The organism is Rhizobium sp. PP-CC-3G-465 (genome assembly GCF_004343445.1).
In the GTDB taxonomy this organism is placed as follows: Bacteria; Pseudomonadota; Alphaproteobacteria; order Rhizobiales; family Rhizobiaceae; genus Ferranicluibacter; species Ferranicluibacter rubi.
Map to the genome: position 1 here is coordinate 237,223 of NZ_SLYH01000001.1, position 22,577 is coordinate 259,799.

The 22,577-nt window shown below is 64.1% G+C and carries 20 protein-coding genes; 9 read left to right on the forward strand and 11 right to left on the reverse strand.

Translation table 11 applies throughout. From position 1 onward, the window contains the following. Positions 1-78: 78 nt before the first annotated feature. Positions 79-291, forward strand: coding sequence for a hypothetical protein (locus tag C8J33_RS01125; RefSeq protein ID WP_245507031.1), 213 nt, complete (start codon positions 79-81; stop codon positions 289-291). On the opposite strand, the gene xdhC is transcribed toward C8J33_RS01125, so the two are convergent. The 3 genes from xdhC to xdhA all read right to left on the reverse strand — a co-directional run bounded on the left by xdhC (position 267) and on the right by xdhA (position 5,044). Beyond that, positions 267-1,091 carry a xanthine dehydrogenase accessory protein XdhC gene (gene xdhC, locus C8J33_RS01130; protein WP_132662768.1) on the reverse strand — a complete coding sequence of 275 codons (825 nt, stop codon included), beginning with the start codon at positions 1,089-1,091 and terminating at the stop codon, positions 267-269. The two genes, C8J33_RS01125 and xdhC, sit on opposite strands and share 25 nt — an antisense overlap. Beyond that, positions 1,088-3,427 carry a xanthine dehydrogenase molybdopterin binding subunit gene (gene xdhB / locus C8J33_RS01135; RefSeq protein ID WP_132662770.1) on the reverse strand — a complete coding sequence of 780 codons (2,340 nt, stop codon included), beginning with the start codon at positions 3,425-3,427 and terminating at the stop codon, positions 1,088-1,090. The genes xdhC and xdhB overlap by 4 nt, the downstream gene beginning before the upstream one ends. A gap of 120 nt (positions 3,428-3,547) precedes the next feature. Further along, on the reverse strand, positions 3,548-5,044 hold the full coding sequence (gene xdhA, locus C8J33_RS01140; RefSeq protein ID WP_132662771.1) for a xanthine dehydrogenase small subunit: 1,497 nt from the start codon (positions 5,042-5,044) through the stop codon (positions 3,548-3,550). Between the two features lie 197 nt (positions 5,045-5,241). Between xdhA and C8J33_RS01145 the strand changes: the two genes are divergently transcribed. The 4 genes from C8J33_RS01145 (at position 5,242) to sbmA (ending at position 9,786) form a co-directional block, all read left to right on the forward strand. Then, entirely contained in the window at positions 5,242-6,300 is a 1,059-nt protein-coding gene (locus tag C8J33_RS01145) for an LLM class flavin-dependent oxidoreductase (RefSeq protein WP_132662772.1), read from the forward strand. A 134-nt stretch (positions 6,301-6,434) separates the two neighbouring features. Further along, entirely contained in the window at positions 6,435-7,184 is a 750-nt protein-coding gene (map, locus tag C8J33_RS01150; RefSeq protein ID WP_110728375.1) for a type I methionyl aminopeptidase, read from the forward strand. Next, positions 7,184-8,383 (forward strand): YbfB/YjiJ family MFS transporter, encoded by a 1,200-nt coding sequence (locus C8J33_RS01155; protein ID WP_245507032.1) that lies wholly within the window; start codon positions 7,184-7,186, stop codon positions 8,381-8,383. Before map ends, C8J33_RS01155 begins: the two co-directional genes overlap by 1 nt. A gap of 131 nt (positions 8,384-8,514) precedes the next feature. Further along, positions 8,515-9,786: a peptide antibiotic transporter SbmA gene (gene sbmA / locus C8J33_RS01160; protein WP_110733855.1), complete on the forward strand. Its 1,272-nt coding sequence runs from the start codon at positions 8,515-8,517 to the stop codon at positions 9,784-9,786. Between the two features lie 22 nt (positions 9,787-9,808). On the opposite strand, the gene C8J33_RS01165 is transcribed toward sbmA, so the two are convergent. Then, a complete protein-coding gene (locus C8J33_RS01165; protein ID WP_422038020.1) occupies positions 9,809-10,840 on the reverse strand; it encodes a polysaccharide deacetylase in 1,032 nt (343 codons plus the stop codon). A 363-nt stretch (positions 10,841-11,203) separates the two neighbouring features. Here C8J33_RS01165 and C8J33_RS01170 point away from each other — a divergent pair, with 363 nt between their 5' ends. The 3 genes from C8J33_RS01170 to der all read left to right on the forward strand — a co-directional run bounded on the left by C8J33_RS01170 (position 11,204) and on the right by der (position 14,149). Then, positions 11,204-11,791, forward strand: a complete 588-nt coding sequence (locus C8J33_RS01170) for an NnrU family protein (protein ID WP_132662775.1) — start codon at positions 11,204-11,206, stop codon at positions 11,789-11,791. A 139-nt stretch (positions 11,792-11,930) separates the two neighbouring features. Further along, a complete protein-coding gene (locus C8J33_RS01175) occupies positions 11,931-12,593 on the forward strand; it encodes a tetratricopeptide repeat protein (RefSeq protein WP_132662776.1) in 663 nt (220 codons plus the stop codon). A gap of 137 nt (positions 12,594-12,730) precedes the next feature. Continuing rightward, on the forward strand, positions 12,731-14,149 hold the full coding sequence (gene der / locus C8J33_RS01180) for a ribosome biogenesis GTPase Der (RefSeq protein ID WP_110799374.1): 1,419 nt from the start codon (positions 12,731-12,733) through the stop codon (positions 14,147-14,149). 160 nt (positions 14,150-14,309) lie between these two features. Here the strand turns inward: der and C8J33_RS01185 are convergent, their stop codons facing one another. After that, positions 14,310-15,224: a sugar kinase gene (locus C8J33_RS01185; RefSeq protein ID WP_132662777.1), complete on the reverse strand. Its 915-nt coding sequence runs from the start codon at positions 15,222-15,224 to the stop codon at positions 14,310-14,312. A gap of 191 nt (positions 15,225-15,415) precedes the next feature. On the opposite strand from C8J33_RS01185, the gene C8J33_RS01190 reads away from it, so the two are divergent. Next, positions 15,416-17,068 carry an alpha-glucosidase gene (locus C8J33_RS01190; RefSeq protein WP_132662779.1) on the forward strand — a complete coding sequence of 551 codons (1,653 nt, stop codon included), beginning with the start codon at positions 15,416-15,418 and terminating at the stop codon, positions 17,066-17,068. Here C8J33_RS01190 and C8J33_RS01195 read toward each other — a convergent pair. The 6 genes from C8J33_RS01195 to C8J33_RS01220 form a co-directional block, all read right to left on the reverse strand. Then, entirely contained in the window at positions 17,060-17,314 is a 255-nt protein-coding gene (locus C8J33_RS01195) for a hypothetical protein (RefSeq protein WP_110799371.1), read from the reverse strand. The two genes, C8J33_RS01190 and C8J33_RS01195, sit on opposite strands and share 9 nt — an antisense overlap. Continuing rightward, positions 17,311-17,511 carry a hypothetical protein gene (locus C8J33_RS01200; RefSeq protein ID WP_132447681.1) on the reverse strand — a complete coding sequence of 67 codons (201 nt, stop codon included), beginning with the start codon at positions 17,509-17,511 and terminating at the stop codon, positions 17,311-17,313. Before C8J33_RS01200 ends, C8J33_RS01195 begins: the two co-directional genes overlap by 4 nt. A gap of 60 nt (positions 17,512-17,571) precedes the next feature. Continuing rightward, positions 17,572-19,269 (reverse strand): adenine deaminase, encoded by a 1,698-nt coding sequence (gene ade / locus C8J33_RS01205; protein WP_132662780.1) that lies wholly within the window; start codon positions 19,267-19,269, stop codon positions 17,572-17,574. A 153-nt stretch (positions 19,270-19,422) separates the two neighbouring features. Continuing rightward, positions 19,423-20,151 (reverse strand): esterase family protein, encoded by a 729-nt coding sequence (locus C8J33_RS01210; RefSeq protein ID WP_132662781.1) that lies wholly within the window; start codon positions 20,149-20,151, stop codon positions 19,423-19,425. Next, a complete protein-coding gene (locus C8J33_RS01215) occupies positions 20,148-21,113 on the reverse strand; it encodes an acetylxylan esterase (RefSeq protein ID WP_132662782.1) in 966 nt (321 codons plus the stop codon). Before C8J33_RS01215 ends, C8J33_RS01210 begins: the two co-directional genes overlap by 4 nt. Positions 21,114-21,218: 105 nt before the next feature. Beyond that, positions 21,219-22,547, reverse strand: coding sequence for an aspartate aminotransferase family protein (locus tag C8J33_RS01220; protein ID WP_110799501.1), 1,329 nt, complete (start codon positions 22,545-22,547; stop codon positions 21,219-21,221). Positions 22,548-22,577: the final 30 nt, after the last annotated feature.

Here is a 22,577-nt window from a genome sequence, read left to right on the forward strand (position 1 = left end):
GGCAGGCGGATGTTCGATTGGATTTCGACTATGCATGGGCCGATGATGCAAGCCAATCCTTAACCGACTGGTGATGCCATGAGCCTGAAGACGACGCGCCCGATCTTTCTTCATAGGTTGAAAGCCAACGCTCTCGGCCATGCCCTGCGCTGTGTGCGGGCGGTGCTCGCCTGCTTAATCCAGCGACGCTACCCGCGGCTCGACCTCCTGAGCATGCCGCCGCATTTGCAGCGCGATCTCGGCTTTCTCGATGGGCGAGATCCGCGCTACGAGCCGGCAGAGAGGCGGTAGACGTCAAGCGCGACCAGCACTTCGGCCACCGTCATCGCGGCGATCACGGGGGGGCGCTTGTCGCTTACGGTCTTGCCACCGATGGGCAGGATGAGGCGGGAGAGGGCGGTGTCAGCGAGGCCTTCGTCGCGCGCCCAGCTGGCGAAGGTCGCCCGTTTGGTCTTCGAGCCGATCATGCCGGTATAGGCAAGGTCGGTGCGGGCGAGCGCTTCCCGCGCGATCAGAAAATCCAATGCATGATCGTGCGTGAGGATGATGACCGCGCTGCCGGGGTCGATGTCCTTTACAAGAGATTCCGGCATGGCGGTCAGGCGATGGCTCGCGCCCGATGACATCAGGTCGAGTTCGGTCCGGCGCGTTTCGACCGCGATGGTGCGCACGGGCAGGAGCACCAGCGCATCGGCCAGCGCCCGGCCGACATGGCCGCCGCCAAACAGCCAGACCTCGGGAAACCCCTTCACACGAGCTTCCAGCATCGCATCGAGATCGTCGCGCGCGGGCGTGTCGAGCGTGCGGAAGGAGAGCGCGACCCGACCGCCGCAGCACTGGCCGATCTCTGGCCCGAGCGGAATGTCGAGGCGCGTTTCCGTCGTCATGCCCGCCAGCAGGTTGCGGGCGTGATCGGTCGCCATGTGCTCCATCTGCCCGCCGCCGATGGTGCCGTGGCTGTCGGTGGGTGAGACGAACATGAAGGCGCCGGTCTCGCGCGGGGTCGAGCCGCGCGTCTCCGCCACCTCGATCCAGACGATCTGTGCCTCGCGGGCGAGAAACGCCTGCAGGCTGCCGACGACGAATTTCATGGTGCGGCACGCATCCGCTCGACGGCCATCAGCACGCGTTCCGGCGTGGCCGGCGCATCGAGGCGCGGGCACTGCCGGTAGTCGCCGACGCTGGCAACCGCCATAGAGATGGCTTCGAGCACGGAGATCGGCAGGTTGAACGGCGGTTCGCCCACGGCCTTGGAGCGGCCGATGGTCTCTTCACCGTTCTCGCTCCAGTCTGCGAGCTTGACGTTGAAGATCTTCGGCCGGTCGGAGGCCAGCGGGATCTTGTAGGTGGAGGGTGCGTGGGTGCGCAGCCGACCCTTGGCATCCCACCAGAGCTCTTCCGTCGTCAGCCAACCCATGCCCTGCACGAAGCCGCCTTCGATCTGGCCGATGTCGATCGCCGGGTTGAGCGAGCGGCCAACATCGTGGAGCACATCCACCCGCTCGACCATGTATTCCCCGGTCAACGTGTCGATCGAGACCTCCGAAACCGCAGCGCCATAGGCGAAATAGTAGAACGGCGTGCCGCGGCCGGTGGTGCGGTCCCAATGGATCTTCGGCGTCTTGTAAAAGCCGGCTGCCGACAGTTGGATGCGGGCGAAATAGGCCAGCTTGATGAGGTCGTTGAAGGGCACGCGTTCCTCGCCGATGAGGACATGGTTCGGCACGAAGGCGATCTTGTCCGGCGTCGTCTGCCAGCGCTCGGCAGCGAAGGCGACGAGCCGTTCCTTGATCTGCCGGGCGGCGTCGGCCGCAGCCATGCCGTTGAGGTCGGTGCCGGAGGAGGCGGCGGTGGCCGATGTGTTCGGTACCTTGCCCGTGGTCGTCGCGGTGATCTTCACGCGGTCGATATCGACCTGGAAGCTGTCTGCCAGGACCTGCGCGATCTTGGTGTAGAGCCCCTGGCCCATCTCCGTGCCGCCATGGTTCAGGTGGATCGAGCCGTCCTGATAGACATGAACAAGGGCGCCTGCCTGGTTGAAGGCGGTCATGGTGAAGGAGATGCCGAACTTGACCGGCGTCAACGCGATGCCCTTGCGGATGATGCGGCTGCCGGCGTTGAAGGCGAGGATGTCGGCGCGGCGCTTCTGATAGTCGGCGTTTGTCTCAAGCTCCGCCACCAGCTTGCCGATGACGTTGTCCTCGACCTGCTGGTGATAGGGCGTCAGATCGCGGTCGGAGCCTTTTTCGCCGTAAAAATTCAGCTTGCGGATCTCGAGCGTGTCTTTGCCGAGCGCATAGGCGATCTCCTCGATCATGCGTTCGGCGCCGACGATCCCCTGCGGTCCGCCAAAGCCGCGATAGGCGGTGTTGGAGACGGTGTTGGTCTTCAGCGGTTCGGAGATCAGGCGCACATGCGGATAGAAATAAGCGCCATCCGCGTGGAAGAGGGCGCGGTCGGTGACGGGGCCGGAGAGATCCGAGGAATAGCCGCAGCGGGCGGCAAACGTCGCGTCCACGGCATGGATGCGGCCGTCGTCGTCGAAGCCGACCTCGTATTCGACCAGGAAGTCGTGACGCTTGCCGGTGCAGGCCATGTCCTCGTCGCGGTCGGGGCGGAATTTTACAGGGCGGTTCAGTTTCTTGGCCGCAACGGCGGCGATGACCGCGAACTGGTTGCCCTGCGTTTCCTTGCCGCCGAAGCCGCCGCCCATGCGGCGCACCTGCACGGTGACGGCATTGGAGGGCACGCCGAGCACATGGGCGACCATGTGCTGCACTTCGCTCGGATGCTGGGTAGAGGACCAGACGGTGATGTCGTCGTCTTCGCCGGGAATGGCAAAGGCGATGTGGCTTTCCAGATAGAAGTGCTCCTGTCCGCCGATGCGCATCTCACCCTTCACGCGACGCGGCGCGTTCGGCATTTCGTGGATGGCATCGCCGCGCGACAGGGTCAGCGGCTTGGTCACGAGCTTGCCGCCAGCCTCGCGCGCCTGCACGACGTCGATCGCATGCGGCAGGTCGTTGTAGACGATCTTGGCATGACGGGCGGCGCGGCGGGCGGCGTCGCGCGTTTCGGCGATAACGGCGAAGGCGGCCTGACCGTGGAACTCGACGAGGCCCTCCGCCAGCACGGGCTCGTCATCGAGGTGGCTGGGACTGATGTCGTTGGAATGCGGCATGTCGCGCGCGGTGAGAACGCAGATGACGCCGGGATAGGCTTCCACGGCGCTCAGGTCCATCGAGACGATTTCGGCATGGGCGCGGTCGGTCAGGCCGAGCGCCGCATGCAGCGTCCCCGCCGGCTCGGGCATGTCGTCGATATAATCGGCGCTGCCGGCCACATGCTTGTGCGCGCTGTCATGGCGAAGGTTCTTGTGCATGCCGCCGCGGATGGTCTTGCGCTCCTGAAAGGTTGAGGTGTCCATGATGCGTCTCCTTGACCTTAAGGCTCGTTTTCGTTTGCAGCCCGCATGCGCGACTGCCCCTCATCCGCCTGCGGGGAGAGGGTTAGGGTGAGGGGCTACGCCAACCCAAGGCGCCACATTTTATTCCGCGGCCTCGAACCTTACCAGCTCCGCCGGCGTGCCCGATGTTTCCAGATAGAAGCGCAACAGCAGGTTCTTTCCCGTCAGCGCGCGATAGGCGCTGGTGGCGCGCCAGTCGCTCAGTGGTTGGTAGTCGATGTCGAAGGCCGGGCGGGCGGCGGTGACGGTTTCCTCCGTCCAGGGCTTGCCGATCAGCGCCTCCTCGACGGCCGTAGCGCGCTTCGGCGTGCCCGCCATGCCGCCGAAGGCGATGCGGGCGGATGTGACCATGCCTTCGGGCGATACGGCGAGGCGGAAGGCGGCGCAGAGGGCGGAGATGTCCTCGTCGCGGCGTTTGGAGATCTTGTAGACGGCGAAATGCTCGTCTGCGGGCAAGCTTGGCACGAACAGGCTCTCGACGAACTCGCCCGGATGGCGGTCCTGCCGGCCATAGGCGATGAAATAGTCCTGCAGCGGCAGGGTGCGTGTGCCGGAGACGGAGCGGAGCGTGACTGTGGCGTCGAGCGCGATCAAGGGCGGCGGGGTATCGCCGATGGGCGAGCCGTTGGCGATGTTGCCGCCGATGGTGCCCATGTTGCGCACCTGATCGCCACCGAGCCTGTCGAGCAGCTTCCCGAGCGGTGGCAGACGGCGAGCGAGCGTGGCGAAGGCGAGCGAATAGGTGACGCCGGCGCCGATGGTGATGCCGTCGGACGTTTCGGTGATCGACTGGAGATCCGAGAGACCGTTGATAAAGATGACGGGGTTGATGGCGCGCATCTGCTTCGTCACCCACAGGCCGACATCGGTGGAACCCGCAACCACGGTGCCTTCTGGATAGGCCGCCAGCGCTTCGGCCAACGCCTGCGCCGAGCCCGGCACGACGAGGCGGGCATCGGGTGGACCGAGGACGATGGTTTCGCCTGTGGGCAAGCCCGAGAGAAACGCGCGGACGCGATCGCGCATTTTCAGGATTGGATCGAACACGGCATCGGGCCGGGCGGTGGCGACGGCTTCGGCCGCGCGCACGATCGGCTCGTAGCCTGTGCATCGACAGAGATTGCCTTGCAGCGCCTTTTCGATGTCGGCCCGGCCGGGAGTGTCCTTCGACAGCCAGAGGCCGTAAAGCGACATGACGAAACCCGGCGTGCAGAAGCCGCACTGCGACCCGTGATAATCCACCATCGCCTGCTGCACCGGGTGGAGGGTGCCGTCGCGTGCGGCCAGATGCTCGACGGTCACGACATGGGTGGCGTTGAGCGAGCCGACGAAGCGGATGCAGGCGTTGACGCCTTCATAGACGAGGTCTCCCGCGACCAGACGCCCGACGAGAACGGTGCAGGCGCCGCAGTCGCCCTCCGCACAGCCTTCCTTGGTGCCCGTCAGCCGGCGCTCCAGCCGCAGGAAATCGAGCAGCGTCGCGGTGGGCGCCACGGTCTTGAGGTCGATCTCGCGGTCGTTGAGCAGGAAACGGATGCTGCCCGAGGACGGATTGGCGGTGTCTGTGGTGATGGTCATTCGGACCCCTTGTCTTGACGGACAAGACTAAGCGCAAAGACAGCCGGCTGACAATTGCTTTTGGTACCTCGCGCGCCCTTCCAAGCTGCCGGCTGATGTAAACAGGGTGGCGACGCAGCGTTTACGCCTTCGGCGGTGGGAAAGCGCGCTCGCCATGTTTATGTGTGGGAAAACAGCTTCATCAGGACAGGCACATCATGGAACTCGGTCTTTACACTTTCGGCGATGTCGATCCCAAAGCCGCTGACAAGGGCCGCGAGGGCGAGCGGCGGCTGAAGAACCTGCTCGAAGAAATCGAACTGGCCGATCAGGTCGGCCTCGACGTCTTCGGCCTCGGGGAGCATCACCGTGTCGATTATGTGGTTTCGTCCCCGGCCGTGGTGCTGGCGGCGGCAGCTACCCGCACCAGCCGCATCCGGCTGAGCAGTGCTGTGACCGTTTTGTCGTCGGACGACCCGGTGCGTGTGTTCCAGCAGTTCGCGACGCTCGATCTTCTCTCCGGCGGGCGGGCGGAGATCATGGCGGGGCGCGGCTCCTTCATCGAATCGTTTCCGCTGTTCGGCTATCCGCTGGAAGATTACGATGACCTGTTTTCCGAGAAGCTGGACCTCTTGATGGCGCTGCGCAGCGGCGAGATCGTGACCTGGGAGGGCGAGAAGCGGGCAGCCCTGCACGATCGCGGCGTCTATCCGCGACCGCTGCAGGCGCCGCTGCCGCTGTGGGTGGCCGTCGGGGGCACGCCGCAGTCCGTTGCGCGGGCGGGTGCGCTCGGCCTGCCGGTGGCGCTGGCGATCATCGGGGGCGAGCCGGCGCGCTATGCGCCGCTGTTCGATCTCTACCGCGAGGCCGCGCGGCGCGCCGGGCAACCGGCAACGGGGCTGAAGACCAGCATCAACGTTCACGGCTTCATCGCCGATACGACGCAGGCGGCTGCCGACCAGTTCTACGGCCCGCAGGCCGAGGTGATGGACAGGATCGGCCGCGAGCGCGGCTGGGGGCCGACCAACCGGGCGCATTTCGACCAGGCGATCGGCCCACGCGGCAATCTGTTTCTGGGCGATTCCGAGACGGTCGCCGAAAAGATCATCAAGCATCACCGGATCTTCCGAAACGATCGCTTCCTGCTGCAGATGGCAATCGGCCCCATGCCGCACGACCAGATCATGCGCGGGATCGAGCTTTACGGCACGAAGGTCGCGCCGCTGGTTCGCGCTGTCATCGCCGAGGACGCGGCGCGGGCGGCCAGCGCCGTCTGAGACAGCGTGTCGATCCCTGCGAACCGCCCGGCTTCCTTGCGTGCGAGAAGCGGAGTACATAGGTTTGCTTTTTGACCGGCGCACCGGGGCCTCGTTCCCCGCTGCACCGCACCAGCCTTCGGATACGAACGACCATGACACTTGAAAACGCCGACGATCTCGAACGCCTGAAGGAGATCGGCCGGATCTGCGCCAATGCGCTGCAGATCATGGGCGCCGCCCTGGAACCGGGCATGACCACGGCGGAGCTCGATCTCATTGGCCGCAAGGCCCTGGAGGCGGAGGGTGCGCAGTCGGCACCGGAGCTTTCCTATCGTTTCCCCGGCGCCACCTGCATCAGTGTCAACGAGGAGGTCGCGCATGGCATTCCGGGCGCGCGGGTGATTGCGGCCGGAGATCTGGTCAATATCGATGTGTCCGCGGAGAAGGGCGGGCTGTTTGCCGATACTGGCGCGTCCTTTGCCGTGCCGCCCATCTCGCGGGCGACGGAGCGGCTCTGCCGGGATGGCAAGCGCGCCATGTGGGTGGGGCTGAACGAGGTCAAGGCGGGCAAGCCGCTCGCCGCTATCGGCAATGCCATCGGCGCCTTTGCCCGCAAGAACCGCTACACGCTGATTTCCAACCTCGCCAGCCATGGCGTCGGGCGCTCATTGCACGAGGAGCCGACCGAAATCTCCACCTGGCCGGACAAGCACGAGAAGCGGCGCATGGAAGACGGGATGGTGTTCACCATCGAGCCCTTCCTGTCGATGGGCGCGCAATATGCCGAAGGCGGCGACGATGCGTGGACGCTCTACAGCGAGCCGCGCGCGCCGACCGTGCAGTACGAGCACACCGTGGTCGTGACCCGCAACGGTCCTCTCGTCGTCACGCTGCCAGGCTGATGCCCACCACGCGCACATCCGGCCTTCGGCTTCTGGCGACGGCAATGGCCGGCGCGATCGCGATGGCGGTCGCCATGGGCTTCGGCCGGTTCTCCTACACGCCCATCCTGCCCGGCATGATGCTGGATATTCCGCTGACGCCGGGGCAGGCCGGGGTGATCGCGGCCGCCAATTTCGTCGGATATCTGCTCGGTGCCGTGCTTGCCGGCCTGTCTTTTGCGCAGGGGCGGGAGCGGGTGATCGGGCTCGGCATGCTGGTCGCGACCACCGTGCTGCTCTGCGCCATGGGGTTGACGACCTCTGTGGCGATGTTCGCGCTGATCCGGTTTCTTGCCGGCATGGCCAGCGCCTTCACCATGATCATGATCTCCCAGATCGTGCTGACCCGGGGGGCGGCCGCCGGCAATACCCATGTGCAATCCCTGCATTTTGCAGGCGTCGGGCTCGGCATCGCCGCGTCGTCGCTCATGGTCTGGCTGCTGCCGTCGGGCCAAGGCGAAGCTTTGGCGAACTGGCGGGAGGCCTGGTTTGCGGGGGCATTCCTCGCTCTGCTCGGCACCGCCTGCGTGGCGCTGCTGCTGCCGGATGGGCCGACGAGCACCGCGAGCGCGAGCGTTGCCGAGCCGCCGCTCGTCTGGACGCGGCCGTTTACGGCCTTGACGCTGACCTACGGCCTGTTCGGCTTCGGCTACGTCATCACGGCGACCTTTCTCGTTGCCATGGCGCGTGCGGGTGCGGTGGATCACACGATCGAGTTTCTCTCCTGGCTCGTCACGGGCCTGAGTGCTGCGGCCTCCGTTGCCGCCTGGCGGAAGGCGGTGCCGCGCTTCGGCATCGTCGGCGTCTATCTCATCGGCCTCGTGGTGGAGGCGCTCGGCCTCATCCTCACCGTGGTTCTGCCGTTTCCGGCAGCACCTCTTGCCGGCGGCCTGCTGCTGGGCGCCACCTTCATCATGATTACGGCCTTCGGCCTGCAGATCGGCCGGGCCCTGGCGCCGGCCAGCCAGAGGCGCGCGCTCGCGGTCATGACCGCCGCCTTCGGCATCGGGCAAATCATTGGACCGCTCGTCGCCGGCTGGCTTGCCGGCACCACCGGCAGCTTTACTCTGCCGACGCTCATCGCCAGCGGCGTCCTCATCCTCTGCGCGATCATCATCTTTGCCGAGCGCCGGGGTATCCGCATGGCATCGGGGCTTTGAGACGCTACGGATTAAATAAACGTAACCTTTCCAAGGCGTGATTGTGATGAGACGGCATTTGGCCTAGGTTCGCGCCGGTTTCGCGCTTCCCGCGCGAATGACGTCGTTGCATCAAGCTGAAGGCGCTCGATTTGTTTGTCTCCTTTTTCCCCTACCCACGATACTTCTTCCCGTCTGTTGTCATATGGACCATGCTCGCGATTGCCGCATGGTATGCGGGGGGAAGCGCGTTCGGTGGGCTGATCGGTCTACCTCCGCTGCCTCCGGGAACGGAACCGGTGATCGGCGTGTCCGTCTTCTGGTCGCCGCCGTTCCTTTGGTTCTATATCTACTATGCGATCATGGTCGGCCTCTTCGCTGCCTTCTGGTATACCTATCGCCCGCATCGCTGGCAGAACTGGTCTATCCTCGGTTCCGCACTGATCATGTTCAACACCTATTTCTCCGTCCAGGTCGGCGTCTCCATCAACGCCTGGTACGGCCCCTTCTATGACCTCATCCAGCAGGCGTTGGCACGCACGGCTCCGGTAACGGCCGACCAGCTCTACATGGGCATGATCGGCTTTGCCGGCATTGCTTTCGTTGCCGTCACGGTGGGTGTTCTGAACCTGTTTTTCGTCAGCCACTATGTTTTCCGCTGGCGCACGGCGATGAACGATTTCTACATGTCGCATTGGGACAAGCTGAGACACATCGAAGGCGCCTCGCAGCGTGTTCAGGATGACACGATGCGGTTTTCACGAACCATGGAAGGGCTTGGCGTCAATCTCGTCAGCTCCGTCATGACGCTGATCGCCTTCATGCCCATCCTGTTCAAATTCTCCGCCACGGTCACCGAACTGCCCTTCATCGGCGAGGTGCCGCATGCTCTGGTCTGGGCGGCGATCTGCTGGTCCTTGTTCGGCACGGTGTTTCTGGCCGCTGTCGGTATCAAGCTGCCCGGGCTTGAGTTCCGCAACCAGCGTGTCGAGGCGGCTTATCGTAAAGAACTGGTTTATGGGGAGGACGATCCAGATCGCGCCGATCCGATTACGGTTATGCAACTTTTCGCCAATGTCCGCCGCAATTACTTCAGGTTGTATTTCCACTACATGTACTTCAACGTCGCCCGCATCTTCTACCTGCAGGCGGACAACCTGTTCGGGACGTTCGTGCTCGTGCCGTCCATCATCGCGGGCAAACTCTCGCTCGGTGTGCTCAACCAGATCCAGAACGTCTTCGGGCAGGTTCGGGAATCATTCCAGTATCTGGTGAACTCGTGGACGACGATCGTCGAGCTTCTGTCGATCTACAAGCGTCTCCGCGCCTTCGAATCGGCCATCGAGGGCGAGCCGTTGCCGGAGATCGATCAGCGCTATCTGCAGGCCCGGAACGAGGAAGACGTGAACCCCGCGCAGCCGTGAAATCCGTCTTTACCCATCACGATCAGAAGGCGGAGGGATCCGCCTTTTTTCGTGCCTCGATCAGAGGTAGGGCCTGCGCATAGCTGACGCAGGCGACGTCGGACTTCCGGCACGTTTCGGTGAGGAAGGTTTCCAGAGCGCGCCAGTAGGCGCCGCCGTTCATTTCCACGAAGTGGAAGCCGAGCTGCAAGGGGATGCGGTTACCGTCGTACTGGGTGGCAAATGCATCGCGATAGGCCTTGAGCGTACGCTGCTCGAAAGTGGCGCTGTCCTTGCGGTTTTCCACGCCCATCGAGTGGCGGACGAAGAGGTTGTAATCCATACCGATGACGCGGCGGCCGGTCGGGCCTTCGGGGATCAGCGGCAGGCCGAAGCGCTGGATGCCGTCTTCCGGCGTCGGCCAGGCCGGTCCCTTCGTCACGAGGCTGGCGTCGTAGGAGAGGCCCGCCTTTCGTTCGGCCGGAACGAGGCCGGCGCTGGTCGAAAGGTAGGGCGCGCGAAACCCCTTGATGCCGTCGATCATGCTGCGCCAGCCGTCCGGCTCTTCGGCGCTGATGCCGGCGGCTTTCCAGCCATTGTCGAGTGCCGCATCGAAGGCGGTGAATTCGGCACTCCAGTCCTTTTCGCTCCAGTCCTTGCCGTCGAAGTGGCCGCAGCCATGGCTGCCGATGTCGTGGCCATCCTGATGGGCCTGCCAGATGTGGTGCACGCGCGTCGCGATCTCGTCCCGGCTCTGGGCATAGCCGACATTCGACGCCCCGACCTTGTGGCCGCTCGGCCGGTAGGACCGTCCGCCCTCGGCTCGCGTCATCAGGAAGGTGCAGGAGAGGAAATAGGTGAAATGCGCCCCGACCTTCGGTGCCATGGCAAGGCTTCGTTCCCAGAGGCGATTGTCGTGGGCGCCATCGAACGAGATGATGACGAGTTGCTGGAATGTCGATGGTGTCTTCGTGGACAGTGACGGGGGAGCGGTTTGCGCTGCCGGGCGCGGCGGGTCCGCCCGCACGACCGACGGCGCCAGCGTCATCGACGGCAGGAGGAGGAGGGCGGCCAAGGGGGCGGAGGATTTGTGCATGCGGAAACCTGACGTGATGCGCCCGCTGCGGACTGTGGCGATCTGAGCGCGATGTCGGCCCGCAGCAGAGAGATGTTGAACACGGCGCGACCGGATGGAGACGATCGGCGCTCGCCCATGCGACAGGAATGCGGCGATCCTTTGAAGCCGTGACAGCCAAAGGCCATAGAATGCGGAAAAACCGACGGAAAGTGGCTTTCGAGGCGTGCGGAGCGCAGCATATCAGAAAAGCGTTGCAGATGCCCGGATTTGCTTCATAAATCTTTGTTAACCCTTTCGGGTGCCGTCTATGGGCGGCTGAAGCTGTTGGGCGACGGCGTGACAAAGTGATGGGGTGCAGCCATGGGACTACTGGTTCTCGGTATCGTCGTTCTCTTGGGCGTGCATCTGCTGCGGATCGTGGTGCCCGGCCTGCGCGCAACGCTCATCGCGCGGTTGGGCAAGCCGACCTTCATGGTGCTCTACGGGCTCGTCAGCCTTGCCGGTCTCTGTCTTGTCGTGGTGGGCTTCGGGCAGGCGCGGGCCGTCACCGGCCTGCTCTATGCGCCGCCGGTGTTCCTCAAGCATGTGGCGCTGCTGCTCATGTTGCCCGCCTTCATCTGTCTCGCCGCCGGGTTTCTCCCGGCCGGGCGGATTGCGGTGAGGACACGGCACCCGCAGGTGCTCGCCATCAAAATCTGGGCGCTGGCGCATCTGCTGGCCAATGGAGAGACGGCATCCGTGCTGCTGTTCGGCGCATTCCTTGCCTGGGGCGTCATCGCCAGAATTTCGCTGAAGCGGCGCGCAAGGGCTGGTGAGGATGTGCTTCCGGTCTTTCGCTCGCCGCGCTTCGACGTCATGGCGATCGCGCTCGGCCTTCTGGCTTATGTCCTTTTCGTTCTGAAGCTTCATGAGGTGCTGATCGGCGTCTCGCCGATCGCGCTGTCGTGAAACGCTTTCGAGGGGATTTATGAGGGCAGGGTGCTCACAATGGCGCGATTTCGCCTTGCCCCCTTACAATATGCGCGAAATAGGCTAGAAGCGCGGCTTTGACAGAAATGGCAGAGAAGGCCGGTCCGCCGGAACCCGAATGGCGCATCAGAACGACAGTTTCATCCGCGAGGTCAATGACGAGCTTCGCTCCGAGCAGGTCAAGGCGGTCTGGCTCCGCTTCGGCGGCATTCTTGCCATGCTCGCGATTCTCATCGTCATCGGCACGATCGGCAAGGTCGCCTACGACTATTGGCACGAGACCTCGGCCTCCGCATCGGGCGATGAATTTCTGGCAGCCCTGACGCTTGCCAAGGACAACAAGCCCGACGAGGCGCTCGCCGCCTTCGACAAGCTGGAAGCCGACGGTTATGGCGCCTATCCGGTTCTGGCGCAGATGCGCGCGGCGACGCTGAAGGCCCAGAAGGGCGATACGGCGGCTGCCATCACGGCCTTTACCGAAATTTCGAAGAACGATGCGATCGTGCAGCCGATGCGGGACGCAGCCCGCATCCGTGCCGCTTATCTGCTGGTCGATACCGGCACCTATGCGCAGGTCGCGGCGGAAGCCGAACAGCTGGCGGTGGACGGCAACGGCCTGCGCAGCTCCGCCCGCGAAGCGCTGGGCCTCGCCGCCTTCAAGGCCGGCGACAAGGCCAAGGCGAAAGAGTGGTTCCAGCAGATCGTCGACGACAACCAGGCACCCCGCGGCCTTGCCAACCGGGCGCGCATGCTTCTGGACGTCATGGCGTCCACGCAGTGACATGAACCCCGTGACGCTGCCCCTCGCGGGGCGGCTTGCGGGATGAACCGAGAGGTCGCAACGCCCAGTGCCCGTCATGACGACGGGCGGCGCTACGGCCAGTACAGCGGCGTGAACGCCGCGACAGGATTTTTGAGATGAACTTCACCGTCGCCATCGTCGGCCGCCCCAATGTCGGCAAGTCCACGCTCTTCAACCGTCTTGTTGGCAAGAAGCTGGCGCTGGTCGATGACACCCCGGGCGTGACGCGCGACCGGCGGCCGGGCGATGCGAAGCTCGTCGATCTCCGCTTTACCATCATCGACACGGCCGGCCTCGAGCAGTCCGGCCCCGAGACCCTGCAGGGCCGCATGTGGGCGCAGACGGAGGCCGCGATCGACGAGGCCGACCTGACGCTGTTCGTGGTCGATGCCAAGGCGGGCCTGACGCCTGCCGACCAGACACTGGCCGACCTGTTGCGGCGGCGCGGCAAGCCGGTCGTGCTGGTCGCCAACAAGTCGGAAGCCAAGGGCTCCGACGGCGGCTTCTATGATGCCTTCACGCTCGGCCTCGGCGATCCCTGCCCGATTTCGGCCGAGCATGGCCAGGGCATGATCGATCTGCGCGATGCCATCGTCGAGGCGATCGGCGAGGAGCGGGCCTTTCCGCCCGTCGTGGACGAAGCCGAGACGAACGTCGACCTGCGCAAGACGGCGGATGAAGGCGACGATGACGAAGAGCCGGCCTATGACGAGACCAAGCCACTCCGCGTCGCCATCATCGGGCGGCCGAATGCGGGTAAGTCGACGCTGATCAACCGCTTCCTCGGCGAGGATCGTCTGCTGACTGGTCCGGAAGCCGGCATCACGCGCGATTCCATCTCGGTGGAATGGGACTGGCGGGGCCGCACGATCAAGATGTTCGACACGGCCGGCATGCGCAAGAAGGCGCGTGTGCAGGAGAAGCTGGAAAAGCTCTCGGTTGCCGACAGCCTGCGCTCGATCCGCTTTGCCGAATCCGTCGTGATCGTCTTCGATGCCACCATCCCGTTCGAAAAGCAGGACCTGCAGCTGGTCGATCTGGTGATCCGCGAAGGTCGCGCGGCCGTTCTCGCCTTCAACAAATGGGACCTCGTCGAGGACCCGCAGGCGCTACTCGCCGAGCTGCGCGAGAAGACCGAGCGGCTGCTGCCGCAGGCCCGCGGCATCCGGGCCGTGCCGATGTCCGGACAGACCGGGTACGGGCTCGACAAGCTGATGCAGTCGATCATCGACACGGACAAGGTCTGGAACCGCCGTATCTCGACGGCGCGGCTCAACAAATGGCTTGATGCGCAGCAGACGCAGCACCCGCCACCGGCCGTCTCCGGCCGTCGCCTCAAGCTGAAATATATGACTCAGGTCAAGGCTCGCCCGCCGGGCTTCATGATCTCCTGCACGCGGCCGGACTCGGTGCCCGAGAGCTATATCCGCTACCTGACCAACGGCCTGCGCGCCGACTTCGAGTTGCCGGGCGTGCCGATCCGCATTCACCTCAGGGCGTCCGAGAACCCGTTCGAAGGCAAGAAGCGCCGCTGAAGGTCGCTCCATCGGGACGCCGCCTAGAGGCGTTCCGATGCGGACCTCTTCGATAGCGTCGTCCGATACGGTTATTTCGCGAGTCTATCCCGATATTTAGCCTCAGCGGTTCGCGTGACTTTTCACGCGAACGCGATGGCGTTGGTTATACACGCTGCTATCACGCCTGCGGCAGATGCTCGACGGGTACGAGCGCGCCGTGATGGGCGATGACGGCGGCGGCGACGCGGGCGGCGAAGGCTGCGGCTTCGGCAGGGGCAACGCCTGCCAGAACTTTCGCCAGAAACGCACCGTTGAAGCTGTCGCCTGCGCTGGTCGTGTCGACCACGGCCTCCACCTTCGGCGGCGATATGCGCGCGACGTCGCTTCCTTCGGCGGAGAGAAGGGCATCTCCGCCGCCATTCTTGACGAGGACCATGTCCGCGCCCCACTGCCGGTAGCGGGCGATCGTCGCCTCGGGGTTGGCATCGCCGAAATGCACCTGCTCGTCATCGAAGCTCGGCAGAAGGACGGTCGAGGCGCGGGCGCCGGCCTCAACGACGGAGCACAGGGTCGCCGCGTCTTCCCACAACCGGGGCCGGATATTGGGGTCGAAAACGACGCGCTTTCCCGAAGCCTTTGCGCGCCGCAGTTCCAGGATCAAGGTTTCGCGCGCTTCAGGCGAGAGGATGGCGAGCGTGATGCCGGAGAAGACGATGGTGTCGGCCTTCTCGATGGCGCCGCGCAGATGCGCGGCATCGTCGGCGAGCTTTCGCGCGGCAGATGCCGAGCGCCAGTAGGAGAAGCTGCGCTCGCCATCCCTGAGGTGGATCATGTAGAGGCCGGGGGCGGCACCCTCGATCTGCCGGATGTCCTCGGTGAGGATGGCCTTGCCCTCGATAAAGGCGAGCATCTCCTGCGAAAGGAGATCGGTGCCGACGGCGCTGAGATAGGCGACGTCGATATCGGCGGGGAGGTAGGTCCGGGCATAATAGGCGGCGTTCAAAGTGTCGCCGGCAAAGCCCTTGCGCAGCAGCCCGCTGCCGGCATCGCCGAGTTCCACCATGCATTCGCCGATCGCCAGAAGCCGTGCCATCGCTGTTCTCCTCTTTGCTTTTGCCGGATAAAGCCTGCAGGCGGTGATGGCAAGGCGACTTGTCTCATTCTCGCCCGCTAATTCATGGGCCGTTCCCGCGGTTGTCTCCGAAAGCGCAGCTCCCGTCATTGCGTCGTCGATTGCCCAACGTTAGAACATCGGCTGTCCCCATCATTCAGAAGGAATCGTCCATGGCCTCTTCCCCGAAGACCAACCCGGACTGGTGGCGTGGCGCGGTGATCTATCAGGTCTATCCGCGTTCGTTCCAGGATACGAACGGAGACGGGATCGGGGATCTGCCGGGCATCACCGCGCGGCTGCCGCATATTGCGAGCCTCGGCGTCGATGCCATCTGGCTCTCGCCCTTCTTCACCTCGCCCATGGCCGACATGGGTTACGACGTGTCGGATTATTGCGATGTCGATCCGATGTTTGGAACACTGGCCGATTTCGACACGATGCTCGCGGAGGCGCATCGCCTCGGCCTCAAGATCATCATCGATCAGGTCATTTCCCACACGTCCGACCAGCATCCCTGGTTCAAGGAGAGCCGGGAGAGCCGCAACAATGCGCGTGCCGACTGGTATGTCTGGGCGGATGCGAAACCCGATGGGACGGCGCCGAACAACTGGCTGTCGATCTTCGGCGGCCCCGCCTGGGAATGGGACGGCGTGCGCCGGCAATACTACCTGCATAACTTCCTCGGCTCACAGCCGGACCTGAACTTCCACAATCCAGATGTACAGGAGGCCGTGCTTGACACGGTTCGTTTCTGGCTGGAGCGCGGCGTGGACGGCTTCCGGCTCGATACGGTCAACTACTACTTTCACGACAAGGAACTGCGCGACAACCCGCCGCTCGGGCTCGGCGACGACGGGCCGGGGCTCGATGCGCCCGACGTCAATCCCTATGGTATGCAGAGCCATCTTTACGACAAGACGCAGCCTGAGAATATCGGCTTCCTCAAGCGCTTCCGGGCGCTGCTGGAAGAATATGACGACCGCACGGCTGTCGGCGAAGTCGGCGATGGCGGACGGTCGCTGAAGACGCTGGCAGCCTATGTCAGCGGCGGCGACAAGCTGCATATGTGCTATACGTTCGATCTCTTGGGACCCGACTTCACGGCAAGCCATATCAAGCATTGCGTCTCGTCGTTTCAGGAATCGGTGACGGACGGCTGGGTCTGCTGGGCCTTTTCCAACCACGACGTTCAGCGGCACGTCTCGCGTTTCATCCAGAACGAGAGCGAGCGGGAGCGGATCGGCAAGCTGGCGATCTCCGTGCTTGCGACGCTGCGCGGCTCCATCTGCCTCTATCAGGGGGAGGAGTTGGCCCTGCCGGAAGCCGAACTCGAACTGCACGAGCTGCGCGATCCCTACGGCATCCGCTTCTGGCCGGCCTTCAAGGGCCGCGACGGATGCCGTACGCCGATGCCGTGGGACAATGCCGGTCAGAGCGGCGGCTTCTCCACCGGGCAACCCTGGCTGCCGGTGCCGGATGTGCACAAGGCCATCGCCGTCGATGGGCAGGATGCGGACCCGGGCTCGGTGCTCGCGCACTACCGCGCGACGCTCGCCTTCCGCAAGGCGCATGCCGAACTCTTCGATGGCGGGATGACCTTTCTCGATACCAACCAGGACATCTTGATTTTCACCCGCGAGAAGGCCGGCGACAAACTTCTCTTCGTCTTCAACCTGCGCCGGGGTCCGCAAACCGTGACGCTGCCGAAGGGCATGACCATCGCCGAGACGCTGCCTTTGCCGGGATTTGACACGGCGCGGGTTGAGAACGGCGAGATCGTGCTGGAGGCGCTGGATGCCTTTTGCGGGCGGGTGTCAGGCTAGAAGCTTGTCATAATCGGCATGCGAGCCGATCCAGAACCAGACAAGGTCTTCGCCGTTTCTAACGGCGAGGGCCCGCCAGGATGATCCGACCCGAACGGACCAGAAGCGGCCCACCTGCTTCAGATGGAGGGAGGGGTGGAAAGGATCACCCTTCAGGATATCGAAATTGCGATCCGCAACCGTTCTCACATGCCCGGGAAGTGCGTCGTAGCATTTCCAGAACGCGGCGGTTGCATGATGCTTCAAAGGCGTCGTGCTCGTCCCGCGGAAAGCTCGGATAGGGCGGCATCTGCCAGCGCATCAAGCTTTCCGGATGTTGCATCCGTTTCGAAACGCTCGTCCCAGCGCTTTGCCTGTAGGTCTTCGAACCAGCGTGTGAACTCCGCGAGGTCTTCGGCGGATAGCTCGGTTACCGATTTTTCGATATGTTCGAGGCGGCTCATCACGGTCTCCGATTTTGCGCGAAGATTAGAACACGCGCCTGTTTCTGCCAAGATCGTCCTTCACCCGATCAGAACGAACCGATCCACATCCACCAGCCCTTTATCCGAGATCTTCAGATGCGGGATCACGGGCAGGGGCAGGAAAGCGAGTTGCAGGAAGGGTTCCTGCAACGTGGCGCCCAGAGCGAAGGCGGCCTGACGCAGGTGGTGGAGGGTGTCGCGGACGCTCTCATAGGGCTCGAGGCTCATCAGGCCTGCGACGGGGAGAGCGATTTCGCCGGTCACGACGCCGTCTTCGACCACGACGAAACCGCCCTTGATCTCGCCAAGCCGATTGGCGGCGAGTGCCATGTCGTCGGGATCGACGCCGACGACGCAGATATTGTGGCTGTCGTGCCCGACCGTCGAGGCGATGGCACCCTTCTTGAGACCGAAGCCCTGGACGAAGCCGTTGGCGTGGTTGCCGTTGACGCCGTGGCGCTCGATGACGGCGACCTTGATGATATCGTGTCCCAGATCGACGCCCGTCTGGTTGCCGTCCGCCGGCAGTTGGAAACGACGATGCTCGGTGATGATCTTGCCCGGGAGAACGCCGATGACGGACGTCTCGCCCTCCGTATAGGGAACGGCGAAGGCGGCGGCGTGGATGTGGCCCGCCTTGACGCTGTCGAGGCCGACGGGTGCGACAGGGCGACGGGTGGTAAAGAGGGCATCGGTCACGCGGCGGCCGCCAGCGAAGACCATCTGCGCCTTGCAGCTTGCAAGGCTATCCACCACCACGAGATCGGCCCGCCAGCCGGGCGCCACCAGTCCGCGATCCCTCAGGCCGAAGGCGCGGGCGGCGGAGATGGAGGCGGCGCGATAGACGACGAGCGGGTCCACGCCGTGGGCGATGGCCTCTCGGATCATGTAGTCGAGGTGACCCTCTTCAGCAATATCGAGCGGATTGCGATCGTCGGTGCAAAGCGCGAGAAAGGGTGACAGCCGCTCGGTCAGGATCGGCATCAGGGCGTGGAGGTCTTTGGACACGGAGCCCTCGCGCACGAGGATGTGCATGCCCTTGCGGATCTTCTCCAGCGCTTCGTCCGCCGTCGTGCATTCATGATCGGTGCGGATACCGGCTGCGAGATAGCCGTTGAGGTCGAGACCGCGCAGCAGCGGGGCATGGCCGTCGATATGGCCGTCCTGGAAGGCTTCGAGCTTGGCGAGGCAGATGGGGTCCTTGTGGATGACGCCCGGAAAGTTCATGAACTCGGCAAGGCCGATCACCTTCTCATGGTTCCGATAGGGCAGCAGCGCCTCGATCGGCAGGTTGGCGCCGGAGGTCTCCAGATGGGTCGCCGGCACGCAGCTCGACAGCTGCACGCGGATATCCATGATGGTCTCGCGGGCGCTCTCGAGGAAGAACTCGATGCCTTCGGTGCCAAGCACGTTGGCGATCTCGTGCGGGTCGCAGATGGCGGTCGTCACACCATATGGGAGCACGCAGCGGTCGAACTCGTGGGGTGTGACCAGCGAGGATTCGATGTGCAGATGCGTATCGATGAAGCCGGGCACGACGATGCGGCCGGAAATGTCGATCTCCTCCACGCCCTGATAGCTGCTGCAGGTGCCGACGATACGGTCGCCGCAGAGGGCGATGTCGGATTCGATGCATTCGCCGGTGACGAGATCGAAGAAGCGGCCGTTCTTGAGGACGATGTCGGCAGCGACGCGGCCCGTGCCCTGGTCGATACGGTCGGAGAGGGAGGCGGACATGGGAGCTCCGATTCTGGCGGCGATAAGCGGCATGATGGGTTGGTGATGTCTGGTGCGGTGCACCAAGGCACATCATAGAGGGCGCAGCCGGCAGGGGAAGGGTAGCGTGCGAATTGTCCTGTCGCCGGTGCTCTGGATCGGTACGCGTGGCCGTCAGATGTAGAGCGCGGCCATCTTGCGCCAGGACTGGCCGCGATGAGCACGGCCGTCCCAGATGTGGAGCTGGTGGCCGACGCCCTTTTCGCTCAGCAACTGGCTCAGATGCCGGTTGTTATCGAGGAAAGGGTCGGCATTGCCGATGGTCAGAACGATGTCCACGGACCTCAACCGATCGAGCCGCCAGTCCTGCGAGAGGCCGGGGAGGAAATGCGTCGGTGTGTGGAAATAGACCTCGTCGTCATAATGTCCGTCGAGCAGGTTCGAGAAGCTCTCGATCTCCAGCGTCAGGTCGTAGCGGCCGGAAAAGGCGACGAGCTTGGAAAAGAGATGCGGGTGGCGGAAGACGAGGCTGGCCGCCTGGTAGGCACCGAGGCTGCAGCCCTGCACGATGGTGGCGCCGTACGGATTCTTGTGCGCCATGAGCGGCAGCACTTCGTTGAGGACGTATTCCTCCAGCGCCCTGTGGCGGCGGATGCGGTCGGCGGGATGGAGGCTGCGGTCGTAGAAGGTCTCCCGCGCGAGCCCCTCGATGCAGAAGAGCTGGAGATGACCGGCGCGGACCTTGTCCGCCAATGTATCGACGAGGCCGAGCTTCTCGTATTCCCAGAACCGACCTTCGCGTGTCGGAAACATCAGCACCTTCGCGCCCGCATGCCCGAACACCAGCAATTCCATGTCACGATGGAGCCGTGGACTGTACCAGCGCAGATATTCGCGATTCATGGTGTCCCGAAGAGGTTCCCGACTTTTGCCATCAGCGCAGAGGACTGCGCCGCCTGACCAGGATAATCGAAATGCCCGGCATCCAGGATGAAGATTTCGTTACAATCCTTGATCGGTAGCGCATTGGCAACGGAGAACTGGCAGGGCGGAGCGACCGCGGGATCGAAACGTGCGACGGCGCAGAGGAGGGGTACGGTGATGCGGGTGGCGGCGCTTGCCGCATCGAAGAACCGCAGCGTCTGCTGCACCTCCGGGTGCGTGCGGCCATAGGCCTGCACGGCGCGGGCGCTGCCGATAGTGGGCAGCGTGAGCCAGAGCGGCCGGTTTCCGAAGGTGGGAACGACGAGGTGGCCCCGATCGATTCGGTCGTCATGGGGTATGGCCAATGCGCCGATACCGCCGCCGAGGCTGATGCCGCTGTAGCCGACACGGCCTTTCGTGCCGGGAAAGAGCGTGTTCAGCACGGTTACGGCGACCCAGACGTCTTCGACGCAGCCGCCGATAATGTAGCGGTCCGGCTTGTCGATATCGTGCAGGACGTGCCAGGCGGGGTCGGACGAGATCGGCGCGCGCGAACTGCGGGAAAGGCCGCGGAAGCAGGGAAAGAGGATAGCTGTGTCTTCGACCGGCAGGTCGAGATCGGGCTGATCGCGTCCGCCATAGCCGTGGCCGACGACGAGGCCGCGGCGCACGTTTCCGTGTTGGGGGACGAGAAGCCAGCCGCCGATGCGGAAGCCGTCCGTCGAGGTGTAGGATAGATCGTGGATGGTCCACCTTGGATGCCGCGTTGCCGAGCGCGTAAGGCTCGGGCTTGGGTCTATGGCAAGCGCCTTGCGGTAGCGCGCCTGCCAGAAGGCGTCGAACCCCTCCACCTCCGGCGGCGGTCGGATCGCGCGGAGTTCCTTGAGCCCGAGGCCGTAGGTGGGGTCGAAGTCATAGGGGTGGCGCTTGGGTATGCTCATGGTCGGCGAGGCTCATGCTCACGAGAGAGGGTGGCCCGACGCGGAGCGCGGGAAGGCCTCCAGCGTCCCGCAGCAGCTCGCTGCTACGGGATGATGATAAATCGCTCAGATGCCGCTTTCGAGCACCTGCCGGATGCCGGCAACAAGCTCATCGATCTGGGCTTCGGTTATGATCAGCGGCGGGGACAAGGCAATCGTGTCGCCGGTTGTGCGGATCAACAGGCCATTCTCATAGGCTTTGAGGAAGGCCGAGAAGGCGCGCTTCGTCGGCTCGCCGGCAATCGGCGCGAGTTCGATGGCGCCGATGAGGCCGATGTTGCGGATGTCGATGACATGCGGGCAGTCGCGCAGCGAGTGCAGAGCGTTTTCCCAATAGGGTGCGAGCGTGGCTGCGCGTGTGAGAAGGCCCTCGTCACGGTAGGTGTCGAGCGTGGCGATAGCGGCGGCCGAGGCGATCGGGTTGCCGGAATAGGTGTAGCCATGGAAGAACTCGATCATGTGTTCCGGGCCCTGCATGAACGCGTCGTGGATCTCAGACGTTACGAAAACCGCGCCCATGGGGATGACGCCGTTCGTCAGGCCCTTCGCCGTCACGATCATGTCCGGCATGACGTCGAAATACTGTGCCGCGAACGGCGTGCCGAGACGACCGTAGCCGGTGATAACTTCGTCGAAGATCAGCAGGATGCCATGCTTGGTGCAGATCTCGCGCAGCTTCTGTAGGTAGCCCTTCGGCGGGATGAGCACGCCGGTCGACCCCGCCACGGGCTCCACGATGACGGCGGCAATGGTCGAGGCGTCGTGCAGGGTGACGATGCGTTCGAGTTCCGTGGCGATATCGCCGCCATGCTCTGGCTCGCCCTTGGTGAAGGCGTTCTTGTCCGGCATGTGGGTGTGCGGCATGTGATCGACGCCGCTCAGCAGCGTGCCGAACATCTTGCGGTTCGAGACGATACCGCCGACGGAGATGCCGCCGAAATTAACGCCGTGATAGCCGCGCTCCCGGCCGATGAGGCGCGAACGGGCGCCGTCGCCCTTCACCCGGTGGTAGGCCAGTGCGACCTTGAGAGCGGTGTCGACCGATTCCGAGCCGGAGTTCGTGTAGAGCACATGGTTGAAGCCCTCGGGCGCGATGTCCACGAGGCGGTTGGCAAGCTCGAACGCCTTGGGGTGGCCGAGCTGGAAGGCAGGGGCGTAATCAAGCTCGCCCGCCTGTTGGCAGATGGCCTCGGTGATCAGCGGGCGGCAGTGCCCGGCATTAACGCACCAGAGTCCGGCCGTGCCGTCGAGAACGGTGCGCCCGTCATGCGTCTTGTAGTGCATGTCCTTCGCCGAGACGAACATGCGTGGTTCTTTCTTGAACTGCCGGTTCGACGTGAAGGGCATCCAGAAGGCGCGCAGGTCGTTGGGAGTGGCGTTCAGGCGGTTCGACATGACGGTCTCCATGGCCAAGACGGCCATTTG

Coding starts and splice junctions, on each gene's coding strand:
- C8J33_RS01125 (WP_245507031.1), top strand. CDS start 79: ATGAGCCTGAAGACGACGCGCCCGATCTTTCTTCATAGGTTGAAAGCC.
- xdhC (WP_132662768.1), bottom strand. CDS start 1,091: ATGAAATTCGTCGTCGGCAGCCTGCAGGCGTTTCTCGCCCGCGAGGCA.
- xdhB (WP_132662770.1), bottom strand. CDS start 3,427: ATGGACACCTCAACCTTTCAGGAGCGCAAGACCATCCGCGGCGGCATG.
- xdhA (WP_132662771.1), bottom strand. CDS start 5,044: ATGACCATCACCACAGACACCGCCAATCCGTCCTCGGGCAGCATCCGT.
- C8J33_RS01145 (WP_132662772.1), top strand. CDS start 5,242: ATGGAACTCGGTCTTTACACTTTCGGCGATGTCGATCCCAAAGCCGCT.
- map (WP_110728375.1), top strand. CDS start 6,435: ATGACACTTGAAAACGCCGACGATCTCGAACGCCTGAAGGAGATCGGC.
- C8J33_RS01155 (WP_245507032.1), top strand. CDS start 7,184: ATGCCCACCACGCGCACATCCGGCCTTCGGCTTCTGGCGACGGCAATG.
- C8J33_RS01170 (WP_132662775.1), top strand. CDS start 11,204: ATGGGACTACTGGTTCTCGGTATCGTCGTTCTCTTGGGCGTGCATCTG.
- C8J33_RS01175 (WP_132662776.1), top strand. CDS start 11,931: ATGGCGCATCAGAACGACAGTTTCATCCGCGAGGTCAATGACGAGCTT.
- der (WP_110799374.1), top strand. CDS start 12,731: ATGAACTTCACCGTCGCCATCGTCGGCCGCCCCAATGTCGGCAAGTCC.
- C8J33_RS01185 (WP_132662777.1), bottom strand. CDS start 15,224: ATGGCACGGCTTCTGGCGATCGGCGAATGCATGGTGGAACTCGGCGAT.
- C8J33_RS01190 (WP_132662779.1), top strand. CDS start 15,416: ATGGCCTCTTCCCCGAAGACCAACCCGGACTGGTGGCGTGGCGCGGTG.
- C8J33_RS01200 (WP_132447681.1), bottom strand. CDS start 17,511: ATGAGCCGCCTCGAACATATCGAAAAATCGGTAACCGAGCTATCCGCC.
- ade (WP_132662780.1), bottom strand. CDS start 19,269: ATGTCCGCCTCCCTCTCCGACCGTATCGACCAGGGCACGGGCCGCGTC.
- C8J33_RS01210 (WP_132662781.1), bottom strand. CDS start 20,151: ATGAATCGCGAATATCTGCGCTGGTACAGTCCACGGCTCCATCGTGAC.
- C8J33_RS01215 (WP_132662782.1), bottom strand. CDS start 21,113: ATGAGCATACCCAAGCGCCACCCCTATGACTTCGACCCCACCTACGGC.
- C8J33_RS01220 (WP_110799501.1), bottom strand. CDS start 22,547: ATGTCGAACCGCCTGAACGCCACTCCCAACGACCTGCGCGCCTTCTGG.